20 protein-coding genes and 1 other RNA gene are annotated in these 20739 nt (G+C 67.7%); 14 read left to right on the top strand and 7 right to left on the bottom strand.

What is annotated here, in order from left to right; genetic code table 11:
• Positions 1 to 12 precede the first annotated feature (12 nt).
• The 3 genes from ssrS to MUB46_RS07670 form a co-directional block, all read right to left on the bottom strand.
• Positions 13 to 172: non-coding RNA, 6S RNA (gene ssrS / locus MUB46_RS07680), on the bottom strand.
• Positions 173 to 249: 77 nt separating this feature from the next.
• The gene (locus MUB46_RS07675) at positions 250 to 630 is read right to left on the bottom strand and encodes a cell division protein ZapA (protein ID WP_261615299.1); all 381 of its coding nucleotides are present in this window, start codon (positions 628 to 630) and stop codon (positions 250 to 252) included.
• 58 nt (positions 631 to 688) lie between these two features.
• Positions 689 to 976 carry a DUF4164 domain-containing protein gene (locus MUB46_RS07670; RefSeq protein WP_261615298.1) on the bottom strand — a complete coding sequence of 96 codons (288 nt, stop codon included), beginning with the start codon at positions 974 to 976 and terminating at the stop codon, positions 689 to 691.
• A 399-nt stretch (positions 977 to 1375) separates the two neighbouring features.
• Here MUB46_RS07670 and tkt point away from each other — a divergent pair, with 399 nt between their 5' ends.
• From tkt to MUB46_RS07620, 10 genes are all read left to right on the top strand, one after another.
• The gene (tkt, locus tag MUB46_RS07665; protein WP_261615297.1) at positions 1376 to 3394 is read left to right on the top strand and encodes a transketolase; all 2019 of its coding nucleotides are present in this window, start codon (positions 1376 to 1378) and stop codon (positions 3392 to 3394) included.
• 44 nt (positions 3395 to 3438) lie between these two features.
• The gene (gap, locus tag MUB46_RS07660; protein WP_261615296.1) at positions 3439 to 4449 is read left to right on the top strand and encodes a type I glyceraldehyde-3-phosphate dehydrogenase; all 1011 of its coding nucleotides are present in this window, start codon (positions 3439 to 3441) and stop codon (positions 4447 to 4449) included.
• A 13-nt stretch (positions 4450 to 4462) separates the two neighbouring features.
• Complete coding sequence (locus tag MUB46_RS07655) at positions 4463 to 5659, top strand: phosphoglycerate kinase (protein WP_261615295.1); 1197 nt, start codon at positions 4463 to 4465, stop codon at positions 5657 to 5659.
• Positions 5660 to 5687: 28 nt separating this feature from the next.
• Positions 5688 to 6719, top strand: a complete 1032-nt coding sequence (locus MUB46_RS07650; protein ID WP_261615294.1) for a class I fructose-bisphosphate aldolase — start codon at positions 5688 to 5690, stop codon at positions 6717 to 6719.
• Positions 6720 to 6905: 186 nt separating this feature from the next.
• A complete protein-coding gene (locus MUB46_RS07645) occupies positions 6906 to 7541 on the top strand; it encodes a thiamine phosphate synthase (protein WP_261615293.1) in 636 nt (211 codons plus the stop codon).
• Positions 7538 to 8479, top strand: a complete 942-nt coding sequence (locus tag MUB46_RS07640) for an SEL1-like repeat protein (RefSeq protein ID WP_261615292.1) — start codon at positions 7538 to 7540, stop codon at positions 8477 to 8479. The genes MUB46_RS07645 and MUB46_RS07640 overlap by 4 nt, the downstream gene beginning before the upstream one ends.
• Positions 8480 to 8625: 146 nt before the next feature.
• Positions 8626 to 9189 (top strand): elongation factor P, encoded by a 564-nt coding sequence (efp, locus tag MUB46_RS07635; RefSeq protein ID WP_261615291.1) that lies wholly within the window; start codon positions 8626 to 8628, stop codon positions 9187 to 9189.
• Between the two features lie 7 nt (positions 9190 to 9196).
• Positions 9197 to 9985, top strand: coding sequence for an inositol monophosphatase family protein (locus MUB46_RS07630; RefSeq protein WP_261615290.1), 789 nt, complete (start codon positions 9197 to 9199; stop codon positions 9983 to 9985).
• A gap of 128 nt (positions 9986 to 10113) precedes the next feature.
• A complete protein-coding gene (locus MUB46_RS07625) occupies positions 10114 to 11151 on the top strand; it encodes a flagellar motor protein MotA (protein WP_261615289.1) in 1038 nt (345 codons plus the stop codon).
• A gap of 11 nt (positions 11152 to 11162) precedes the next feature.
• Positions 11163 to 12191, top strand: coding sequence for a peptidoglycan -binding protein (locus MUB46_RS07620; protein ID WP_261615288.1), 1029 nt, complete (start codon positions 11163 to 11165; stop codon positions 12189 to 12191).
• On the opposite strand, the gene MUB46_RS07615 is transcribed toward MUB46_RS07620, so the two are convergent.
• Complete coding sequence (locus MUB46_RS07615; RefSeq protein ID WP_261615287.1) at positions 12178 to 14049, bottom strand: ABC transporter transmembrane domain-containing protein; 1872 nt, start codon at positions 14047 to 14049, stop codon at positions 12178 to 12180. The two genes, MUB46_RS07620 and MUB46_RS07615, sit on opposite strands and share 14 nt — an antisense overlap.
• 284 nt (positions 14050 to 14333) lie before the next feature.
• Here MUB46_RS07615 and rpmE point away from each other — a divergent pair, with 284 nt between their 5' ends.
• Positions 14334 to 14552: a 50S ribosomal protein L31 gene (gene rpmE / locus MUB46_RS07610; RefSeq protein ID WP_261615542.1), complete on the top strand. Its 219-nt coding sequence runs from the start codon at positions 14334 to 14336 to the stop codon at positions 14550 to 14552.
• 71 nt (positions 14553 to 14623) lie between these two features.
• Here the strand turns inward: rpmE and rcdA are convergent, their stop codons facing one another.
• Positions 14624 to 15172, bottom strand: a complete 549-nt coding sequence (gene rcdA / locus MUB46_RS07605) for a protease adaptor protein RcdA (protein WP_261615286.1) — start codon at positions 15170 to 15172, stop codon at positions 14624 to 14626.
• 342 nt (positions 15173 to 15514) lie between these two features.
• Positions 15515 to 15706 carry a DUF1192 domain-containing protein gene (locus MUB46_RS07600; protein WP_261615285.1) on the bottom strand — a complete coding sequence of 64 codons (192 nt, stop codon included), beginning with the start codon at positions 15704 to 15706 and terminating at the stop codon, positions 15515 to 15517.
• Between the two features lie 112 nt (positions 15707 to 15818).
• On the opposite strand from MUB46_RS07600, the gene MUB46_RS07595 reads away from it, so the two are divergent.
• Both MUB46_RS07595 and MUB46_RS07590 read left to right on the top strand, forming a co-directional pair.
• Positions 15819 to 16832, top strand: coding sequence for an NAD(P)H-quinone oxidoreductase (locus tag MUB46_RS07595; RefSeq protein ID WP_261615284.1), 1014 nt, complete (start codon positions 15819 to 15821; stop codon positions 16830 to 16832).
• 251 nt (positions 16833 to 17083) lie between these two features.
• Positions 17084 to 17782 carry a DUF1013 domain-containing protein gene (locus MUB46_RS07590; RefSeq protein WP_261615283.1) on the top strand — a complete coding sequence of 233 codons (699 nt, stop codon included), beginning with the start codon at positions 17084 to 17086 and terminating at the stop codon, positions 17780 to 17782.
• A 101-nt stretch (positions 17783 to 17883) separates the two neighbouring features.
• On the opposite strand, the gene MUB46_RS07585 is transcribed toward MUB46_RS07590, so the two are convergent.
• Positions 17884 to 19797 (bottom strand): propionyl-CoA synthetase, encoded by a 1914-nt coding sequence (locus tag MUB46_RS07585; RefSeq protein WP_261615282.1) that lies wholly within the window; start codon positions 19795 to 19797, stop codon positions 17884 to 17886.
• 161 nt (positions 19798 to 19958) lie between these two features.
• Between MUB46_RS07585 and MUB46_RS07580 the strand changes: the two genes are divergently transcribed.
• Positions 19959 to 20723 (top strand): sulfite exporter TauE/SafE family protein, encoded by a 765-nt coding sequence (locus MUB46_RS07580; protein WP_261615281.1) that lies wholly within the window; start codon positions 19959 to 19961, stop codon positions 20721 to 20723.
• Positions 20724 to 20739 lie beyond the last annotated feature (16 nt).

Genomic DNA, 20739 nt, shown 5'->3' with positions numbered 1-20739 from the left:
AAACGGTGGGATGGCGAAGCCGCCGCGGCCGGTGGAGAGCAGCGATCCCGGGAACCTACATACGTAGGTGGGCGCCGTATGAAAGAGCCCACGGGCTCAACCAGGGACAGCTCCCAAGGAGATCGATAAGGCCCCGGGGAATTGAGTCTCCTGTCGCACCGGGCAGCCTCGCCGTCTGGAATGTAGCTATCGCGGCGGGCGCTCGCCAGTGGAAAGGATGCGGATTTCGCGTCTTTCCACGCATGCCTCTCATTCGCCCGGCTGTTCCGCCCCCGCCCCGTTCAGCGCGGCGGCGAGACCTTCGATCCGGGCGGCGGCCTGGTCGAGCGTTTCCGCGATCGACTCCTGCGCCGAGGACACCTTGTCGAGCACCGCGCTGCGGGATTCCTTGAGGCTCTCGACCTCCGATTCCATCGCTTTCAGCCGGCGGCGCGAATCGGCGAGCTCGTCGCCGAGCTCCATCGCCGCCATCAGCATCAGCCGCATGTCGCCCACTTCGCCGAAACTGGCCTTGTAGGCCTCGATGCGACGATCGATGTCCTGCGCGAGTGCGGTCAGGATGTGTTCCTGACCCTCGTCGCATCCCATCCTGTAGACACGGCCGTTTATCGAGACCGTTACCTGGGGCATGGTATCCGCTCCGCCGTTCTTCCCCAGCCCGGCGTTTCAAAATCCAGCAAATCCACGCTCAGCCGCCCTGCTCGCTGTCGAGCAGGCCACGGATGGAGCTGATAGCCGAATCCAGTCTTTGCGAAACGCTCTTCGACAGGGATTCGAGCTCGGCCGACCGCGCCTGCGCCGAGTCGAGCTCCTGGGCCAGCCGCGACCGGTCGTCGCTCAGCGTCCGGATCTCGGACTCCAGGGCGCCAACGCTGCGATCCGTCGCCTGGCGGCGGCGAACGGCCGCTTCCAAAGCGTCGAGTGCGCCGACAAACCGCCGTTGCGCGCGCTCTACAGGACTCGAATCGACATTCATAAACTCGCCTCTCCGACCGCCGGCCGCTGCCGCCCATCGCAAACCCGACACGAAAATGGCCGCCATCGCCGTCGCGTCAGACGAAAGGAAAATATAAAGGCCAACGGATTAGCAGTGAGAGATTAGGCATCGCTGCAAGCTGCGGTCAACCGCCCATCGGCGCATACCGGACCGCCGGTCGGCCGGCGCGCGCCCGTGCCGGCCGCGCACCTGTGTATACGTCGCAACCCCGCCGATTGGGCCCCTCAATTGACTCGCCCCGGCGAGGTGATATTGATCGGCCCGCTTTGCGGGGACCGGCGCTGAAGGTCGGGGAATATGGGTGGTGCCGTCTCGACACGGGCCGGCCGGTTTTCCCCCGTCAACGTCCCCCGCCTCCACGGTGACCATCGGAATTACATGACAGAGAACGCCGCACAGGTCGATCACCGCGCAATGGCCAACGCCATCCGCGCACTCGCCATGGATGCCGTAGAGGCAGCCAAGTCCGGACATCCCGGCATGCCGATGGGCGCCGCCGACATAGCCACGGTGCTGTTCACGCGGTTCCTGAAATTCGATCCGAAGGCGCCGGACTGGCCCGACCGCGACCGCTTCGTGCTGTCGGCCGGCCACGCCTCCATGCTCCTCTATTCATCGCTGTATCTGCTCGGCTACGAAGCGATGACCATCGAGGAGATCAAGAATTTCCGCCAGCTCGGCTCGCATACGGCGGGCCACCCCGAATTCGACCTGAAGGCCGGCATCGAGACCACCACCGGTCCGCTCGGCCAGGGCATCGCCACCGCCGTCGGCATGGCGATGGCGGAGCGCCATCTCAACGCCACCTTCGGCGACGACATGGTCGACCATTTCACCTACGTGCTGGCCAGCGACGGCGACCTGATGGAGGGCGTCAGCCACGAGGCGGTCTCGCTCGCCGGCCACCTCAAGCTCGACCGGCTGATCGTCCTCTACGACGACAACCACATTTCCATCGACGGCCCCACCTCGCTGTCGGATTCGACCGATACCGTCGAACGCTTCGACGCCGCCGGCTGGCAGACCCAGCGCGTCGACGGCCACGATCCCGACGCGATCGCCGCCGCGATCGAGGCGGCCCGTGCGTCCGACCGGCCCTCGATCATCGCCTGCCGCACCATCATCGGCTACGGCGCGCCGAACAAGCAGGGCACGTCCGCCACCCACGGCGCGCCGCTCGGCGCCGACGAGGTGCAGGCCGCCCGGCTCGGGCTCGGCTGGGAGGCGCCTCCCTTCGAGATTCCCTCCCCCATCCGCGACGCCTGGCGTATCGCCGGCCTGCGTTCGGGCAAGGCCCGCAGTGCCTGGGAGAAACGGCTCGCGGCGCTGGACCACGACGTCCGCAACGAATTCGAGCGGCGGATGCGCGGCGAACTGCCGGTCGATCTCGCCACGGCGATCCGTTCGCTCAAGGAGACCTTCGCCGCCGACAAGCCGGAGATCGCGACCCGCAAGGCGTCCGAACTGGTGCTGGGCGCCGTCAATCCGGCGGTGCCGGAGACGATTGGCGGCTCCGCCGACCTGACGGGCTCGAACAACACCCGCAGTCCGGACCTCAAGGACTTCTCGGCGGAGGACTACGCCGGCCGTTACGTTCACTACGGCGTGCGCGAGCACGGCATGGCCGCGGCCATGAACGGCATGGCGCTGCATGGCGGCGTCATCCCCTATTCCGGCACGTTCCTCGTCTTCTCCGACTATTGCCGCCCGTCGATCCGCCTCGCGGCGCTGATGGGCATCCGCGTCGTCCACGTGTTCACGCACGATTCCATTGGCCTGGGCGAGGACGGCCCCACCCATCAGCCGGTCGAGCATCTGGCGAGCCTGCGTGCGATCCCGAACCTCAACGTGTTCCGGCCCGCCGACGCCACCGAGACCGCCGAATGCTGGCAGCTTTCGCTCGAAGCCCGCAACCGGCCGAGCGTTCTCGCGCTGACCCGCCAGAACGTGCCGGCCCTGCGCACCTCGGTGGCCGACGAGAACCGCTGCGCCCGCGGCGCCTACGAACTGGCGGCCGCCACGGGACAGGCCAAGGTCACCCTGTTCGCGTCCGGTTCGGAGGTGTCGCTGGCGATGGAGGCCCGCGTCATCCTGGAACGCGACGGCATCCCGACCCGGGTGGTATCGGTTCCCAGTTTCGAGTTGTTCGAGGAACAGTCGGCCGAGTACCGCCGCACGATCCTCGACGATGCGCCGGTGCGCGTCGCCGTCGAGGCGGCGATCCGGCAGGGATGGGAGCGCTTCGTCGGGCGTGACGGCGGCTTCGTCGGCATGAACGGCTTCGGCGCCAGTGCCCCGTACAAGAGCCTGTACGAGCATTTCGGCATAACCGCCGGGGCGGTCGTGGCGGAAGCCCGGCGTATATTGGATAGTCTGGCGCCGACCGACGAGGCTTGACCGATCCTTCGGCGCGCAACGAACTAGCTAAGGAGACTACTGGAATGGCTGTCAGGGTAGCGATCAACGGATTTGGCCGTATCGGCCGGCTGGTGCTGCGCGGGATCATCGAATCCGGCCGCACCGACATCGAAGTCGTCGGCATCAACGATCTCGGCCCGATCGAGACCAACGCGCACCTGCTGCGGTACGACAGCGTGCACGGCCGGTTTCCCTCCGAGGTCACGGTGTCGGGCGAGACCATGGATGCCGGCCGCGGCCCCATCAGGGTGACGGCCATCCGCGATCCCAAGGAGCTGCCGTGGAAGGAGCTCGGCGTCGACATCGCGCTCGAGTGCACCGGCATCTTCGCCGATCGTGACAAGGCGGCGATGCATCTGGAAGCCGGCGCCAAGCGCGTTCTCGTCTCCGCCCCGGCCACCAACGCCGACATCACCGTCGTCTACGGCGTCAACAACGACAAGCTGACCGCCGATCACACGGTCGTCTCCAACGCCTCGTGCACGACGAACTGCCTCGCCCCGGTCGCCAAGGTGATCAACGATGCCGTCGGCATCGAAAAGGGCTTCATGACCACCGTGCACGCCTACACGGGCGACCAGCCGGTCCTCGACACCCTGCACAAGGACCTCTACAGGGCCCGCGCCGCGGCGATGTCGATGATCCCGACCACGACCGGCGCCGCCCGCGCCGTCGGCCTGGTGCTGCCGGAGCTGAACGGCAAGCTCGACGGCGTCTCGGTGCGCGTGCCGACCCCGAACGTCTCGATGATCGACCTGAAGGTCGTCGCCAAGCGCGACACCACGGTCGAGGAGATCAACGAGGCGATGAAGGCGGCGGCGAATTCCAACGCCATGAAGGGCATCCTCGCGGTCACCGCCGAGCCGCTGGTCTCCATGGACCTCAACCACGACCCGGCCTCGTCGACCTTCGCGCTCGACCAGACCAAGGTCATGGAGGGCAACTTCATCCGCGTGCTTTCGTGGTACGATAACGAGTGGGGCTTCTCCAACCGCATGGCCGACACCGCGGTGGCGATGGGCAAGCTTATTTGAACGGGAGACCGGAATGGCCTCGTTCCGCACGATCGACGATCTCGATCTGAAGGGTCGGCGCGCTGTCCTGCGCGCCGATCTCAACGTTCCCACCAAGGATGGCGTGGTGACCGACGCGACCCGCGTCGCGCGCGCCGCCGACACCATCAAGGCCCTGCTCGCCAAGGGCGCCGCCGTGATGGTGCTCTCCCATTTCGGCCGCCCGAAGGGCAAGGTCGTCCCGGAGATGTCGCTGAAACCGGTCCTGCCCGCGCTTGAAAAGGCGGTCGGCCGGCCGGTCACGTTCGTCGCCACCGACTGGACCGACGGCAAGGCTCTCGACGCCGCCAAACAGGCGGCTGCCGGCAGCGTGCTGCTGTTCGAGAACACCCGCTTCCACGCCGGCGACGAAGGCAACGACCCGGAATTCGCCAGGCAGCTCGCCAGCCTGGGCGACGTCTTCGTCAACGACGCCTTTTCCGCCGCCCATCGCGCCCACGCCTCCACCACCGGCATCGCCGACCATCTGCCCGCGGCCGCCGGCCTGACCATGGCCGCCGAGATCGAGGCGCTGGAGAAGGCCCTGTCGAAGCCGGAACGTCCGGTGATGGCGATCGTCGGCGGCGCCAAGGTCTCCACCAAGATCGACCTGCTCTCCAATCTGGTGGCGAAGGTCGACATGCTGGTCATCGGCGGCGGCATGGCCAACACCTTCCTGGCCGCCAATGGCCACGGGATCGGCAAGTCGCTGTGCGAGTACGACAAGCTGGACACCGCCCGCGAGATCGAGGCGGCCGCGCAGAAGGCCGGATGCGAGATCGTCCTGCCGGTCGACGTGATCGTCGCCAAGGCGTTCGAGGCGAAAGCCCCGCACCGTATCTGCGGTCTCGACGACGTCGAGGACGACGAGATGATCCTGGACATCGGCCCGAACACCGAAACGGCGCTGGAGGGCAGGCTCAACGAGGTGAAGACGGTGGTCTGGAACGGCCCCTTCGGCGCCTTCGAGCTGGAGCCGTTCGACGCCGGCACCAATGCGGTCGCGCGGACCGTGGCCCGCGACACCAAGGCCGGGCACATGCTGTCGGTCGCCGGTGGCGGCGACACCGTGGCCGCCCTGAACAAGGCCGGCGTGACGCAGGACTTTTCCTTCGTGTCGACGGCCGGAGGCGCCTTCCTCGAGTGGCTCGAGGGCAAGGCGCTGCCCGGCGTCGAGGCTTTGAGACCCTGAGAACGATAGAGAACGTGAGGATCAGACGATGAGTGAACGGCTTGAGGACATCGCCCAGGCCATGGTGGCGGACGGGAAGGGCATTCTCGCCGCCGACGAGAGCACCGGGACGATCAAGAAGCGCTTCGATTCGATCGGCGTGGAGTCGACCGAGGAGAACCGCCGCGACTATCGCGAGATGCTGTTCCGCGCCGACGACGCGATGAAAAACTGCATTTCCGGCGTCATCCTGTTCGACGAGACGCTGCGCCAGAAGGCCGCCGACGGCACGCCGCTGGTCGACCTGATCAAGGCCGCCGGCGCGGTTCCCGGCATCAAGGTCGACGCCGGCGCCAAGGACATGCCCGGCTTCCCCGGAGAGAAGATCACCGAAGGCCTCGACGGCCTGCGCGACCGGCTCAAGGAATACCACGGCCTCGGCGCCCGCTTCGCCAAGTGGCGCGCGGTGATCGACATCGCCGACGGCATCCCGAGCTGGGGCTGCGTCAAGGCCAACGCCCACGCGCTCGCCCGCTACGCGGCGCTGTGCCAGGAAGCCGGCATCGTCCCGATCGTCGAGCCCGAGGTGCTGATGGACGGCCCCGTCGCCGCCCATGACGCCGACCGCTGCTATCAGGTCACCGAGTGGGCGCTCAACACGGTCTTCGACGAGCTGTTCGAGCAGCGCGTCCTGCTGGAAGGCATGGTGCTGAAGCCCAACATGGTGATTTCCGGCAAGAACGCCTCCCGGCAGGCGAGCGCCGAAGAGGTCGCCGAGAAGACCGTGCGCTGCCTGAAGTCGACCGTCCCGGCCGCCGTGCCGGGCATCGCCTTCCTGTCCGGCGGCCAGTCCGACGAGGAAGCGACCCGGCACCTCTCGCTGATGAACGCGATGGGCCCGCTGCCGTGGAAGCTGACCTTCTCCTACGGCCGCGCGCTGCAGGCCGCCGCGCTGAAGGCCTGGGGCGGCAAGACCGAGAACGTCGCCGCCGCCCAGAGCGCTTTCTCGCATCGCGCCCGCATGAACGGCCTTGCCGCCGCCGGCAAGTGGAGCGCGGACCAGGAAAAGCAGGCCGCCTGACGACAGGCGGCTTACCCCGCTTCGCCGGGACCGGACGTCGATCCGGTCCCGGATTTACGGCTTGTTAACCACTCCTTAGCAGACCCGCGGCAGGATTGTCGGCGTACCGGCTCCGCGTTTTCGCCGTATTCCCGGCGTATGCGCGTTGTTTTGGCTATTATCGACCGTCGAACGAATTGAACGCCCATGGCACCTGCCCCCGCCCGCCTCGTCCTCGTCACGCCGCCGGACTTCGATCCGGCCGACTTCGCACGGCAGCTCTCCGATGCGCTGCAGACCGCGGAGACCGCCGCCGTCATCCTCGATCTGTCCTCGGATGATCCGGCCCTGTGGCGCCGGTCCGCCGAGATGCTCTGCCCGATCGCCCAGGAGCACGGCGCCGCGTTCCTGTTGCACGACCATCCCGGTCTCGTCCGCGAGGTCGGCGCCGACGGCGTGCACGTCACGCAGGGCGCCGCCGCCGTCGAGTCGGCGATGGGCGCGCTCAAGCCCGACCTGATCGTCGGCGCCGGCGACTGCACCACCCGGCACGCCGCCATGCTGCTCGGCGAGGGCCAGCCCGACTACGTCCTTCTCGGCCGCCTCGACCACGAAGGCGACATCCCGGCGACCTTCAATCTGGTGGAATGGTGGAGCGAGCTGTTCCAGATCCCCTGCGTCGCCCTGTGCGCCGATGACTGGACGTCGGTCGAGGACGCCGTCTCCGCGGGCGCCGACTTCGTCGCGTTGCGCGATCTCGTCTGGAACGAGCCCGCGGGCGTCACCGACGCCGTCGCCCGGGCCGCCGCGATCGCCGAACGGGTCCGCGAGGAAGCGGCATGAGGCCGATTGCGGTTGCCGCGATCGGAGCCGCCTTGCTTGCCTGGTCGGGCGCAGCCTCGCCCGGGTCCGCGCGCGAGGCCGGCACCGATATCGCCTATGGCGCCTATCAGCGCGGCTACTACCTGACCGCCTTCCGCACCGCGCTCGAGCGCGGCCAGAACGGCGACGCCGCCGCGCAGACCCTGCTCGGCGAGCTCTACGCCAAGGGCCTCGGCATCCCCAAGAACATGCAGCAGGCGGTGTGGTGGTACAGCCAGGCCGCCGTTGCCGGAAACCGCGAGGCCCAGTTCGCGCTCGCCCTGGCGCTGGCCCGCGGCGAGGGCACGACCAAGGACGAGGAGAAGGCCGCCGGCTGGTTCGATGCGGCTGCCAAGAAGGGCCACGTCGAGGCCCACTACAACCTCGCGCTGATCCTGGTCGACGGCAAGGTGCGGCCGCGCAACCTGAAGCGGGCGGCCGAGCTCCTGCGCTTCGCCGCCGAGAACGGCCATACCCCCTCGCAGTACAATCTCGCCCTGCTCTACATGGAAGGCGCCGGCGTCCATCAGGATCCCGCCGAGGCGCTGCGCTGGATGCAGAAGGCGGCGGAATCCGGCATGCCGCTGGCCGAGGTCGAGCTCGCCGTCATGCTGTTCAAGGGCGAAGGCACGGCGACGAACGAGGGCGAGGCGGTCAAGTGGTTCAGCCGGGCCGCGGAGAAGGGCAACCCGGTCGCCCAGAACCGGCTGGCCCGCATCTACGCCAACGGTCAGGGCGTCGAGGCCGACGCGGTCGAAGCGGCGAAATGGCACATTCTCGCCCGGTCGGCCGGCGCCAGCGACGTCTGGCTCGACGGCTTCCTGGGCTCGCTGGACGACGAGCAGCTCGAGGAGGCCGACAAGCGCGTGCGCAAATGGGCGCAGGGCTTCAGTTACGGCACCAGCGGCATCGTTTACTGAGCCATCTTTTGCTGATGCATCCGGCGTCAAGGTTTGTTAGAAACCGCGCCATCCATTCCTTCCGGTCCCAAATCCTTGGAACACGGCGCATCGGCGCCCCTCCTCCGATCGGTGCCCGACCGGAGACATTTCGCGAGCGGTTCGACATGAAGATCAACGGAAACCAGATCACGCCGGGCAACGTCCTGGAACACAAGGGCGGCCTCTGGGTCGCCGTGAAGACCCAGGCCGTGAAGCCGGGCAAGGGCGGTGCCTTCAACCAGGTCGAGCTCAAGAACCTGATCGACGGCACCAAGCTCAACGAGCGCTTCCGCGCCGACGAGACCGTCGAGCGCGTCCGCCTCGACCAGAAGGACTTCCAGTTCCTCTACGCCCAGGGCGAGCAGCTTGTGTTCATGGATACCGAATCCTATGAGCAGCTCGAGCTGGCCGAGGATTTCGTCGGCGAGCGCGCCGCCTTCCTTCAGGACGGCATGACCGTGACCGTCGAGCTGTACGACGGCAAGCCGATCGGCATCACCCTGCCCCAGCACGTGACGCTGGAGGTCACCGAGGCCGACCCGGTCGTCAAGGGGCAGACCGCCGCCTCCTCGTACAAGCCGGCGATACTCGAGAACGGCATGCGCGTCATGGTGCCGCCGTTCGTCACCACCGGCGAGAAGATCGTCGTCGACACCAACGAGATCACCTACGTCCGCCGCGCGGACTGACCGGACCATGGCCAGATCAGCCCTTCTCAACGTGATGGTGCAGGCGGCCACCAAGGCCGCCCGCGCGCTCTCGCGCGACTTCGGCGAGGTGGAGAACCTGCAGGTCTCGATGAAGGGACCGGGCGACTTCGTCTCCTCCGCCGACCTTCGCGCCGAAAAGATCCTGCGCGAGGAACTGTCGCGGGTGCGGCCGGGATACGGGTTCCTGATGGAGGAATCCGGCGAGACCGAGGGAACCGACAAGGCGCATCGCTGGATCGTCGACCCGCTCGACGGCACCACCAACTTCCTACACGCGCTGCCGCTGTTCGCCGTCTCGATCGCGCTTGAGCGCGATGGCGATATCGTCGCCGGCGTCGTCTTCAACCCGATCATGAACGAGCTGTTCGTCGCCGAGAAGGGCGCCGGCGCGTTCCTGAACGACCGGCGCATCCGCGTCGCCCAGCGCCGCGACCTGTCGCAGTCGGTGATCACCACCGGCATCCCCCACCAGGGCCGCGGCAATCACCCCACCTATCTGCGCGAACTCGCCCCGATCATGGCGAAGTCCGCCGGCATCCGCCGCACCGGCTCGGCGGCCCTCGATCTGGCCTGGCTCGCCGCCGGCCGCTTCGACGGCTTTTTCGAGCGCGGCCTGAGCCGCTGGGACATCGCCGCCGGCGTACTGCTCGTCAGCGAAGCCGGAGGCTTCGCGACCGACTATACCGGCCGCAAATCGCCGCTCGACTCCAACAGCCTGGTCGCCGGCAACGTCGATATTCATCGCGCTCTGGTCGATTCCCTGTCCAAGTCCTGACATCTTCGCCGCCGAAAGTGCGCTTCCGCCTTGGACATGTCGCGAACTCGGCGGTAACTTTGCCTCGGGGGAGCAGGAAGATTCGCGCGTGATTGATTCGCCTGCGCGCATCAGAGATCCGGGAGCCGATGGCCCGCAGCACAGATCCGCAGAAATTGGCAAGTCCGCAGGTCTACCTTTTGCGGATGCTGGTGTTTCTGATCATCGCCGGTTTCATCGGCGCGATCCTGTTTCCGCAGGTCTACACCGCCTTCATGTCGAATCCGGGCCTGAACGGCCTGATCCTCGGCGTTCTGGCCATCGGCATCTTGATGGCGATCCGCCAGGTCTTCCGGCTTTTCCGGGAAGTCACCTGGGTCAACGACTTCCGTCTCGCCGATCCGGGCCTTGAGGTTTCCAAGCCGCCGGTGCTGCTGGCGCCGATGGCCGCCCTGCTGCGCGACCGGGTCGGCCGCATGGCGATTTCGGCGCCGACCATGCGCTCGATCCTCGATTCGATCGCCATGCGTCTCGACGAATCCCGCGAGATGGCCCGCTACATGACCGGCCTGCTGGTCTTTCTCGGCCTGCTCGGCACCTTCTGGGGCCTGCTGCAGACGGTCAGCTCGGTCGCCGGCACCATCCAGTCGCTGAACATCGGCTCCGGCGATACCGGCGTCATCTTCGAGGATCTGAAATCCGGCCTGCAGGCGCCCCTGTCCGGCATGGGTACGGCCTTTTCGTCCTCGCTGTTCGGCCTCGCCGGCTCGCTGATCCTCGGCTTTCTCGACCTGCAGGCGGGCCAGGCCCAGAACCGCTTCTACAACGACCTGGAGGACTGGCTGTCCTCGGTCACCGAGATCGCTGCGACCGAGGAGCGGCCGGCCGAGGCGGCCCCGGTCGCACCGGCGGTCGTCGCTCCCGCACCGGCCCCGGCCCCCGCGCCGGCGTTGAAGACCGATGACATCCAGAAGTCCATCGACAGGCTCACCCAGGTGATGAGCGAGGGCGGCCCGAACCGCGCGGCGACCGCCGCCATGGCCGATCTCGCCGAAGGCATCCAGGGGCTCGTGCAGCACATGCGCTCCGAGCAGAAGATGATCCGCGAGTGGGTCGAGGCGCAGGCCGACCGCCAGAGCGAGATCCGCGACCTTCTCGCCCGCCTCGCCGACCGCGAGAGAGTGTAGGAGTCCAAGCCATGGCCCTGGTCCACGGCCGGCGCCGGCGCAGCCAGATCGACTACTGGCCGAGTTTCGTCGACGTTCTCACCAACGTCCTGCTCGTCTTCATCTTCCTGCTGTCGGTCTTCGCCCTGACCCAGTTCTTCCTGAGCCAGGAGATTTCCGGCCGCGACACCGTGCTCAACCGGCTGAACTCGCAGATCGCCGAGCTGACCGAGCTCCTGGCGCTGGAGCGGGCCGGCAAGCGCTCGCTGGAGGACCAGCTCTCCCTGCTGCAGTCCTCGCTGACGAGCGCCGAGGCGGAACAGGCCCGGCTCCAGGGCATCCTCGATGCCCGCGCCGGCGATGCCGAGGCCGCGGGCGGGCGCGTTTCGGAGCTGACCATCGAGCTCGACGAGGAAAAGCGGCTCAGCCAGCGTGCCCTGGCCCAGGTCGAGCTGCTGAACCAGCAGATCTCCGCCCTGCGCCGCCAGATCGCCGCGCTCGAGGATGCGCTGGAAGCCTCCGAGAACCGTGACCGGGAGAGCCAGACCAAGATCGCCGATCTCGGCCGCCGCCTGAACGTGGCGCTGGCCCAGAAGGTGCAGGAGCTGTCGCGCTACCGCTCCGACTTCTTCGGCCGTCTGCGCGAGATCCTGTCACAGCGCTCCGACATCCGCGTCGTCGGCGACCGCTTCGTCTTCCAGTCGGAGGTCCTGTTCCCGACCGGCTCCGACCAGATCAACGCCGCCGGCCAGCAGGAGCTCGACAAGCTCGCCGCCGCGATCCTCGAGCTCGAGGGGGAGATTCCCGCCGAGATCGCCTGGGTGCTGCGCGTCGACGGCCACACCGACGCGCGGCCGATCAACTCGCCGCGCTTCCAGTCCAACTGGGAGCTCGCCTCGGCCCGCGCCATCGCGGTGGTGCGCTACCTGATCGACAAGGGCGTCGATCCCCAGCACCTCGTCGCCGCCGGCTTCGCCGACAACTATCCGCTCGTCGAGGGTAATACCGAGGACGCCTACGCCGCCAACCGCCGCATCGAACTCAAGCTCACCGAGCGCTGACCTCGCGCGCCGCGCGCCGTTCGGCGAGCGTCCCCTCGTCGGTATCGAACTGCAGCCGGGCGAGCCGGGCGTAGAGGCCGCCGGTCTCGATCAGGCTGTGATGCGTGCCCTCCTCGACGATCCGCCCCTCCTCCATGACGAGGATGCGATCGGCATTGAGCACGGTCGCCAGCCGGTGTGCGATGACCAGCGTCGTGCGCTCCTGCATCAGGTCGTCCAGCGCCATCTGCACCACCGTCTCGCTCTCCGCGTCGAGCGCCGAGGTCGCCTCGTCGAGCAGCAGGATCGGCGCGTCGCGCAGGATCGCCCGGGCGATCGCGATGCGCTGGCGCTGCCCGCCCGACAGGGTCACGCCGCGCTCGCCGACCATGGTGCGGTAGCCCTCCGGCATGGCGGTGACGAATTCCTCCACATGGGCGGCGACGGCGGCGGCGCGGATCTCGTCGTCGCTGGCGCCGGGCCGGCCGTAGGCGATGTTGTCGGCGACGGTGCCGGCGAAGATCACCGTGTCCTGCGGCACAACGGCGATGCGCCGGCGCACCGCGCGCGGATCGGCCCGGTCGATCGCCACGCCGTCGACGCGGATGGTGCCGTCCGTCGGGTCGTAGTGGCGCAGCAGCAGGTGGAACAGGGTGCTCTTGCCCGCGCCCGACGGACCGACGATGGCCACCGTCTCGCCCGGCGCCACGGAGAAGCTGACGTCGTGCAGCGCCCGATCGTCGCCACGGGTCGGGTAGGCGAAGGAGACGTGCGCGAAGGCGACCTCGCCGCGCGGCGGCTCGGGCAGGGCTTCCGGGGCCTCCGGCGCGCGCACGGACGGCTCCCGGTCCCTCAGGTCGGCGAGCCGCTCGGCCGCGCCGGCGGCCGCCTGCACCTCGCCCCACACCTGGCTGAGCTCGCCGAGCGCGCCGGCGGCGAACACCGCGTAGAGCACGAACTGACCGAGCGTGCCCGGCGTCATGCGCCCCGCCAGCACGTCGTGCGCGCCGTACCAGAGCACGGCGACGACGCTGGCGAAGACCAGGAAGAGTGCGACGAAGGTCAGCGTCGCCCGCATCTTGGTGGTGCCGCGGGCGGCGTCGAAGGATTCCTCGACGGCGGCGCGGAAGCGGGCGTCGGCCAGCTCCTCGTTGGTGAAGGCCTGCAGGGTACGCACCGCGCCGATATTCTCCGAGGCGAAGGCGGTCGCGTCGGCCAGCGTGTCCTGCGCGTCGCGCTGGCGCTTGCGCACCGCGCGGCCGAAGCCGACGAGCGGCAGCACGATCACCGGGATCACGATCAGCACCATCATCGACAGGCGCGGGCTGGTGACGACCATCAGCGTCGCCGCGCCGATGCCGAGGACGAGGTTTCTGAGCGCGATCGAGGCGCTCGCCCCCACGGCGGCCTTGATCTGGGTGGTATCGGCGGTCAGCCGCGAGACGACCTCGCCCGACTGGGCGGTGTCGAAGAAATCGGCCGACAGCCCGATCACCCGCCGGAACACGTCGGCGCGCACATCGGCGACGATCCTTTCGCCCAGCCAGGTGACCAGGTAGTAGCGCGAGGCGCTGGCGGCGGCGAGCACCAGCACCACGATGATCAGCATGCCGAAATACTGGTTCACCAGCGCCGTGTTCTCGGAATCGAACCCGAAATCGATCATCCGCCGCACCGCCTGCGGTACGGCCAGTGTGGCGCCGGCGGCGGTGACCAGCGCGATCAGCGCCAGCACGACATGGACCCGGTAGCGCGCCACATAGGGCGCCAGCATCCTGAGCGGGCCGAGCTTCTGTCGCGGGCGCCGGCCGTTCGCCGATCCATCCACCGGCTGCGCGGTTTCCGCCCCGGCCTCGTTCGGCGCCTTCCTGCGGGCCATGTCGTCCTGTCCTGCTTAGATCACATCGAGAGCGGAAAATGCCCCAGACGGGCCTCCCCGGGCAACCCGCTCTGATGTCGCGGACGCTCGGCCCGCCGGATTCCACGCCCGTCTCGCCCGACGGTGGGGCCGAACCGCGACGACGACACACGGCCCGCCGGGACATCCCGCCCCGCCCGCTTGCCTCGCAGGCCCATCCGCGCTATAGCCAGCGCCGAATTCTCTTTACATCCGCGCATGCGATGCGGCGTTTTGATCGGCGCCGGCAAGAAGGTTTGAAAGCCATGAAGAAAGACATCCATCCCGATTATCACACCGTCAAGGTGGTGATGACCGACGGCACCGAGTACGAGACCCGCTCGACCTATGGCGAGGAAGGCGCGGTCATCAATCTCGACATCGACGTCAACACGCACCCGGCCTGGACCGGCGGCAGCCAGCATCTGCTCGACCGCGGCGGCCGCGTCTCCCGCTTCAAGAAGAAGTTCGAAGGCTTCATCTGAGGCGCTTCGGTTCCGAATAAAAAAAGCCCCCGGCCTTGGCCGGGGGCTTTTTGTTTCGGCAGACGTCTGTCTCAGCCCTCGCTCCCGCCGAACGCCGAGCGGACGCGATCGAGCTGCGAAAACACCGGGTTTGCCGCGCGCGCATCGTCGGCGCGCAACTGGCCGCGGAGCTGCCGGTCGAGATGACGCACGCGCGCCTGCAACCGCAGGCTTCGCGCGATCAGATCCTGCAGGCCGTCCGGCAACTCGTCGAATCCGGCCGAGCGCTCGCGGTCTTCCGGGTGCTCGAGGCGAACCTTGCTCTTCTCCTCCGACGCCTGCTTGTCCGACATCTCGCCCTCGTTGACGGCGCGCTGGAGAAGCAGCCACGAGGCCATCTGCATCAGCCGGGTGGTCAGCTTCATGCTTTCCGTGGCGTAGGCGAGCCCGCCCAGGCGGCTCAGCGTGCGCGATTCCGTGCGGCCGGGACCGTCGAGATAGTCGGCGGTTTCCTCGAGCAGCGCCATGCCCTCGCGGAACAGCGTCATGAAATTGCCGGAGCCCGCCATCCGCTCGGCGAAATTGACCGGATCGAGCCTAGGGTTCGACGCTTCGCGCACGTCTGTCTTGTCGTTTCTCATAACCTGTCCCTGTCGTCTCGTTTTGACCGGTCACGCGCGCAATTCGACACAAATTTGTGTCGAAACGACACGATCCGGCCGCCCATACGGTCAAAATTGCATCTTCAATGCCAGTTGGCCGATGTGAGACGGCGTCGCACTGTGTCCCCGAGTCACCGCGATCATCGCGATTGCCGGGCGGCGGTGCAACGGACAAAAGAAAAGAGCCGCTGGGAAAGCGGCTCAGTTGGTTAACAGGGAGGCGTCAAACAGAGTGGACAGGAGCCACTCGAGATCCAGAAGACTGGATGCCTCATAGTTAACCCGTAAGGCCTAACGAATGGTTAACCGGTATATTTTTCTTCAAGATTTAGAGAAAAAGCTCTCGGCCGCATCGCGCGTCGACCCCTTTTTCTTGATATCGGCTTCCAGCCGCGTGATCTCCTGCTTCAGCAAGGCGATCCTCTCCTCGAGCTCCGCGACGGAAAGCGCCGAAAGGTCCATGCCGATCTCGTGCGCCGCGATCTTTTTCGGCCGGTCATCGTCCGCGAACATGGTGCGCCCTTCCTTGCAATCGCTATCCGGCCTTTAACTCTACGGAGCCCGCCATTGTCACGGAAGGCCCGCCCCGGTATTCGAGAAACGACGTTAACGAAAGGCCCCGCAGATGACCGAGTTACCCACAACTTTGCCCACCACGATGACGGCCATCGAGATCACCCAGCCGGGCGGACCGGAGGTGCTGGTCCCCGCCGAAAGGCCGGTGCCGGTCCCCGGGGAAGGCGAGGTCCTGATTCGGGTTTCGGCGGCCGGCGTGAACCGGCCCGACGTATTGCAGCGGCTCGGCGGCTATGCGCCGCCGGCGGGCGCCTCCGACATTCCCGGCCTGGAGATCGCCGGCACCGTCGTCGCGGCCGGCACCAGCACCAGCCGCTTCCAGCCCGGCGATACCGTCTGCGCCCTCGTCCCCGGTGGCGGCTACGCCGAGTACTGCACGGTGCACGAGACCAACGCCCTGCCCCTGCCCGCCGGCCTGCCGGTCAGCGAGGCGGCCGCGGTTCCCGAGACCTTCTTCACCGTGTGGTCAAACGTCTTCGATCGCGGCGCCCTGCAGCCCGGCGAGACGCTGCTCATCCACGGCGGCGCCAGCGGCATCGGCACGACCGCGATCCAGCTCGCCAAGGCCTTCGGCGCGACCGTGTTCGTGACGGCGGGCACGCCGGAGAAATGCCGGGCCTGCGAGGAACTCGGCGCCGATCTCGCCATCGACTACAAGACCGCCGATTTCGTCGAGGTGGTGAAGGATGCCACCGACAAGCGCGGCGTCGACGTGATCCTCGACATGGTCGGCGGCGACTACGTGCCGCGCAACTACCGCGCCGCCGCCGAGGAAGGCCGCATCGTCCAGATCGCTTTCCTGCACGGCTACAAGGCCGAGATCGACCTCAACCCGCTGATGCGCAAGCGGCTGACCCATACCGGCTCGACCCTGCGCCCGCGCCCGGTCGCCTTCAAGGCGCAGATCGCCCGCGCGCTCGAAGAGAAGGTCTGGCCGCTGATCGCCGCCGGCAAGGTGAAACCAGTGATGGATTCCCGCTTCCCGCTGACCCAGGCCGGCGAAGCCCACGCCCGCATCGACGCCGACCATACCGGCAAGATCGTGCTGGAAACCGGGCTTTAGGACTTACGGATCGCCGAAAGGCGGCCGATCCGTATCAATTCGCCTCTCCCCGCCGGGGAGAGGCGGTCGGCGATGCCGGCCAAGAGATCCCGGCCACGAGAGTCCGGCACCCCACCCCTGCTTTCACCGCCTGCCCCTGCTTTCACCGTTTGCGTCGAAACGCGAACGCGCCTATATAACGTCATCCCCGTGACACTTCGAATTCGACCGGGGCGCCCCGCCGGAGGCGGTGGCGCGCAAGGGAGAAGCTTATGTCAAATACACTTTTGATGCCCAAGGCGACCGCCATCTGGCTGGTCGACAACACCTCGCTCTCTTTCCGTCAGATCGCCGAATTCTGCGGTCTGCACGAGCTTGAGGTGAACGCCATCGCCGACGGCGAGGCCGCGCAAGGGATTAAGGGCGTCGACCCGGTCCTGACCGGTCAGCTGACCCGCGAGGAGATCGATCGCTGCCAGAAGGATACCTCGGCCAAGCTCAGGCTCGCCGAGCCCAAGGTGCGGATCCCGGTCACCAAGAAGCGCAAGGGCCCGCGCTACACCCCGGTGTCGCGGCGCCAGGACCGTCCGAACGCGATCCTGTGGCTGGTGCGCAACCACCCCGAGCTCAAGGACGCGGCGATCATGCGCCTCGTCGGCACCACCAAGGCGACGATCAACTCGATCCGCGAACGCACCCACTGGAACGCGGCGAACCTGCAGCCGATGGACCCGGTGACGCTCGGCCTGTGCTCCCAGATCGACCTCGACATGGAGGTCCAGTCCGCGGCCAAGTACCGTCCGCCGGAGGAGGCCGAGGGTCTGCGCCTGCTCAGCCCGGAGGAGAGCGTGGGCTTCGGCGAGGACGCCGAAGGCACCGCGGAAGCCGAGGAGAGCGACGAGCTCGACGCCGATGCGGTGTTCGCCAAGCTGCGTGCGATGAAGGGCGAGGAAACGCCGTCCGAGGACTGAACGGCGCGGATCGGCGACCCCGATCCGCTTTGCCCCCGGTTGGGTCCAGCCCTGGGCCAGCCCGAGCCTTGGATCAGCCCGGGCCGTAGGCTAGTCGGGCCTCAGTCCGCCGTGGCGATGCCGCGCTCCTTCAGCGCCACGGTGATTTCGTCGAGGATCGCGGGATCGTCGATGGTCGCCGGCGTCTTGTAGGTCTCGCCGTCGGCGATCGCCCGCATGGTGCCGCGCAGGATCTTGCCCGAGCGCGTCTTCGGCAGACGCCCAACCGTGATGGCCAGCTTGAAGGCGGCGACCGGGCCGATCTTCTCGCGCACGAGCTGGATCACCTCCCGTTCGATCTCGGCCAGGTCCTTGGTCACGCCCGACTTCAGGACGATGAAGCCGGCCGGCACCTGTCCCTTCATGGAATCGGCGATGCCGATGACAGCGCATTCGGCGACGTCGGGATGGCTCGCCAGCACCTCCTCCATGCCGCCGGTCGACAGCCTGTGCCCGGCGACGTTGATGATGTCGTCCGTGCGCGCCATGATGTAGACGTAGCCGTCCTCGTCCTTGTAGCCGGCATCCGCCGTGGCGTAGTGGCCGGGGTGCTCGCTGAGATAGCTGTCCCGGAAGCGCTGGTCGTTGTTCCATAGCGTCGGCAGGCAGCCGGGCGGCAGCGGCAGCTTCACGCAGATCGCCCCCATCTTCCCCGCCTCCACCGGCTGGTGCGACTCGTCGAGCACCCGCACGTCGTAGCCGGGCATCGGCACCGTCGGCGAGCCGTACTTGACCGGCAGCATGCCGAGGCCGACCGGGTCGGCGGCGATCGCCCAGCCGGTTTCCGTCTGCCACCAGTGGTCGAGGACCGGCACCTTCAGCATCTTCTCCGCCCACTGGATGGTGTCCGGATCGGCGCGCTCGCCGGCCAGGAACAGGGTGCGGAAATGGCTGAGGTCGTACTTGCCGATGAAGCTGCCCTCCGGATCCTCCTTCTTGATGGCGCGGAAGGCGGTGGGCGCGGTGAACAGGGCGGAGACCTTGTGCTCGGCGATCACCCGCCAGAACGTGCCGGCGTCGGGCGTGCCCACCGGCTTGCCCTCGAACAGGATGGTCGTGCAGCCGCGCAGCAGCGGCGCGTAGACGATATAGGAGTGGCCGACCACCCAGCCGACGTCGGACGCCGCCCAGTAGACCTCGCCCGGCTCGATCCCGTAGACCCCGTCCATGGACCAGTGCAGCGCCACCATGTGGCCACCGTTGTCGCGCACCACGCCCTTGGGCTGTCCGGTGGTTCCCGACGTGTAGAGGATGTACAGCGGATCGGTGGCGGCGACCGGCACGCAATCGGCCTTCTCGCCCGCTGCCGCGGCCGCCGCGACGGCCTCGGCCCAGTCGAAGTCGCGCCCCTCCACGAGCGTGGCCGTCTCCATCGGCCGCTGGTGGATCAGGCAGGTCGACGGCTTGTGGCGCGACAGCGCGATCGCCTCGTCGAGCAGCGGCTTGTACTTCACCACCCGCCCCGGCTCGATGCCGCAGGACGCCGACAGGATCATCGTCGGCTGGCAGTCGTCGATGCGGGTGGCAAGCTCCCGTGCCGCGAAGCCGCCGAACACCACCGAGTGCACCGCGCCGATGCGCGCGCAGGCCAGCATGCCGATCACCGCTTCCGGGATCATCGGCATGTAGAGGATCACGCGGTCGCCCTTCTTGACGCCGTGCTTGACGAGCACCGCGGCGAGAGTCGCCACCGCGTCGGTCAGCTCGGCATAGGTGAAGGTCTCTTTCGTGTCGGTGACCGGGCTGTCGTAGATCATCGCCGGCTGGCTGGCGCGGCCGGCGAAGACGTGCCTGTCGAGGCAGTTGTAGGCGGTGTTGCATTCCGCCCCGACGAACCAGCGTCCGTAAACCCCCTGCGCGCCGTCGAACACCTTGTCCCACGGCTTCGACCAGACCAGATCGCGGGCGGCCCCCGCCCAGAATCCTTCGGGATCCTTCTGCCAGCTCTCGTAGACCTCGTGATATCGGCTCGACATCGGGCGCTCCAATTCCTTTATCTCAAGTGTTTTTACAGACCGTCGCGCGATTGTGTCCTTGTGCCAGCGCAATGCAAGCCCCGGCCATCGTGCGACTTTCGTCTCGGGCGACCAAGGTCTAAAAGCGCCGGGGCCTTCACGCGGCGGAACCGGCAATCTCGATGATAACCGATCCTCTCTTCTATCTCGTCGCGGTGCCCGGTGTCCTGCTCACCGGCATGTCCAAGGGCGGCTTCGGCGGCGCGCTCGGCATGCTGGCGGTGCCGCTGATGGCGCTCGTCATCCCGCCGGTGCAGGCCGCCGCCATCATGCTGCCGATCCTGATCGCGATGGACGTCGTCGGGCTGATCGCCTGGCGCGGCATCTTCGACGGGCGCGCGATCCGAATCATCCTGCCAGCCGCGATGGTCGGCATCGCCGTCGGCTGGGCGACGGCGGCCTGGGTCACGGAAGCGCATGTGCGCCTCATCGTCGGCGTCGTCGCCATCGTCTTCACGGTCGACTACGCGCTCGGCGGTGCGAAACGCCTGAGCCCCAAGCCGCACAACCGGCTGAAGGGCAGCGTCTGGGGCGCTGTGGCGGGCTTCACCTCCTTCGTCAGCCACGCCGGCGGCCCGCCCTACCAGATGTACATGCTGCCGCTGCGGCTAGACCCGAAGGTCTTCGCCGGCACCGCCATCATCTGTTTCTCCGTCATCAACGCGGCGAAGGTCGTGCCCTATTTCCTGCTCGGCCAGTTCTCGACCGCCAACCTGGCGACCTCCGCCGTCCTCCTGCCGCTGGCCCCGCTGGCGACGCTTCTCGGCGTCTTCCTGGTCAGGCGCTTCCGCACCGACGCGTTCTACCGCGTCATCTATGCCGCCCTGTTCCTGATCGGGCTGAAACTGACCTGGGACGGCGCCGTGGGGATCCTCTGGCCGGCGTGATCGGTCCGCCCCGACG

This window comes from Microbaculum marinisediminis (assembly GCF_025397915.1).
GTDB lineage: Bacteria > Pseudomonadota > Alphaproteobacteria > Rhizobiales > Tepidamorphaceae > Microbaculum > Microbaculum marinisediminis.
The sequence above is the reverse complement of the archived record's forward strand: the minus strand, read 5'-3'. Positions and strand labels throughout refer to the sequence as shown.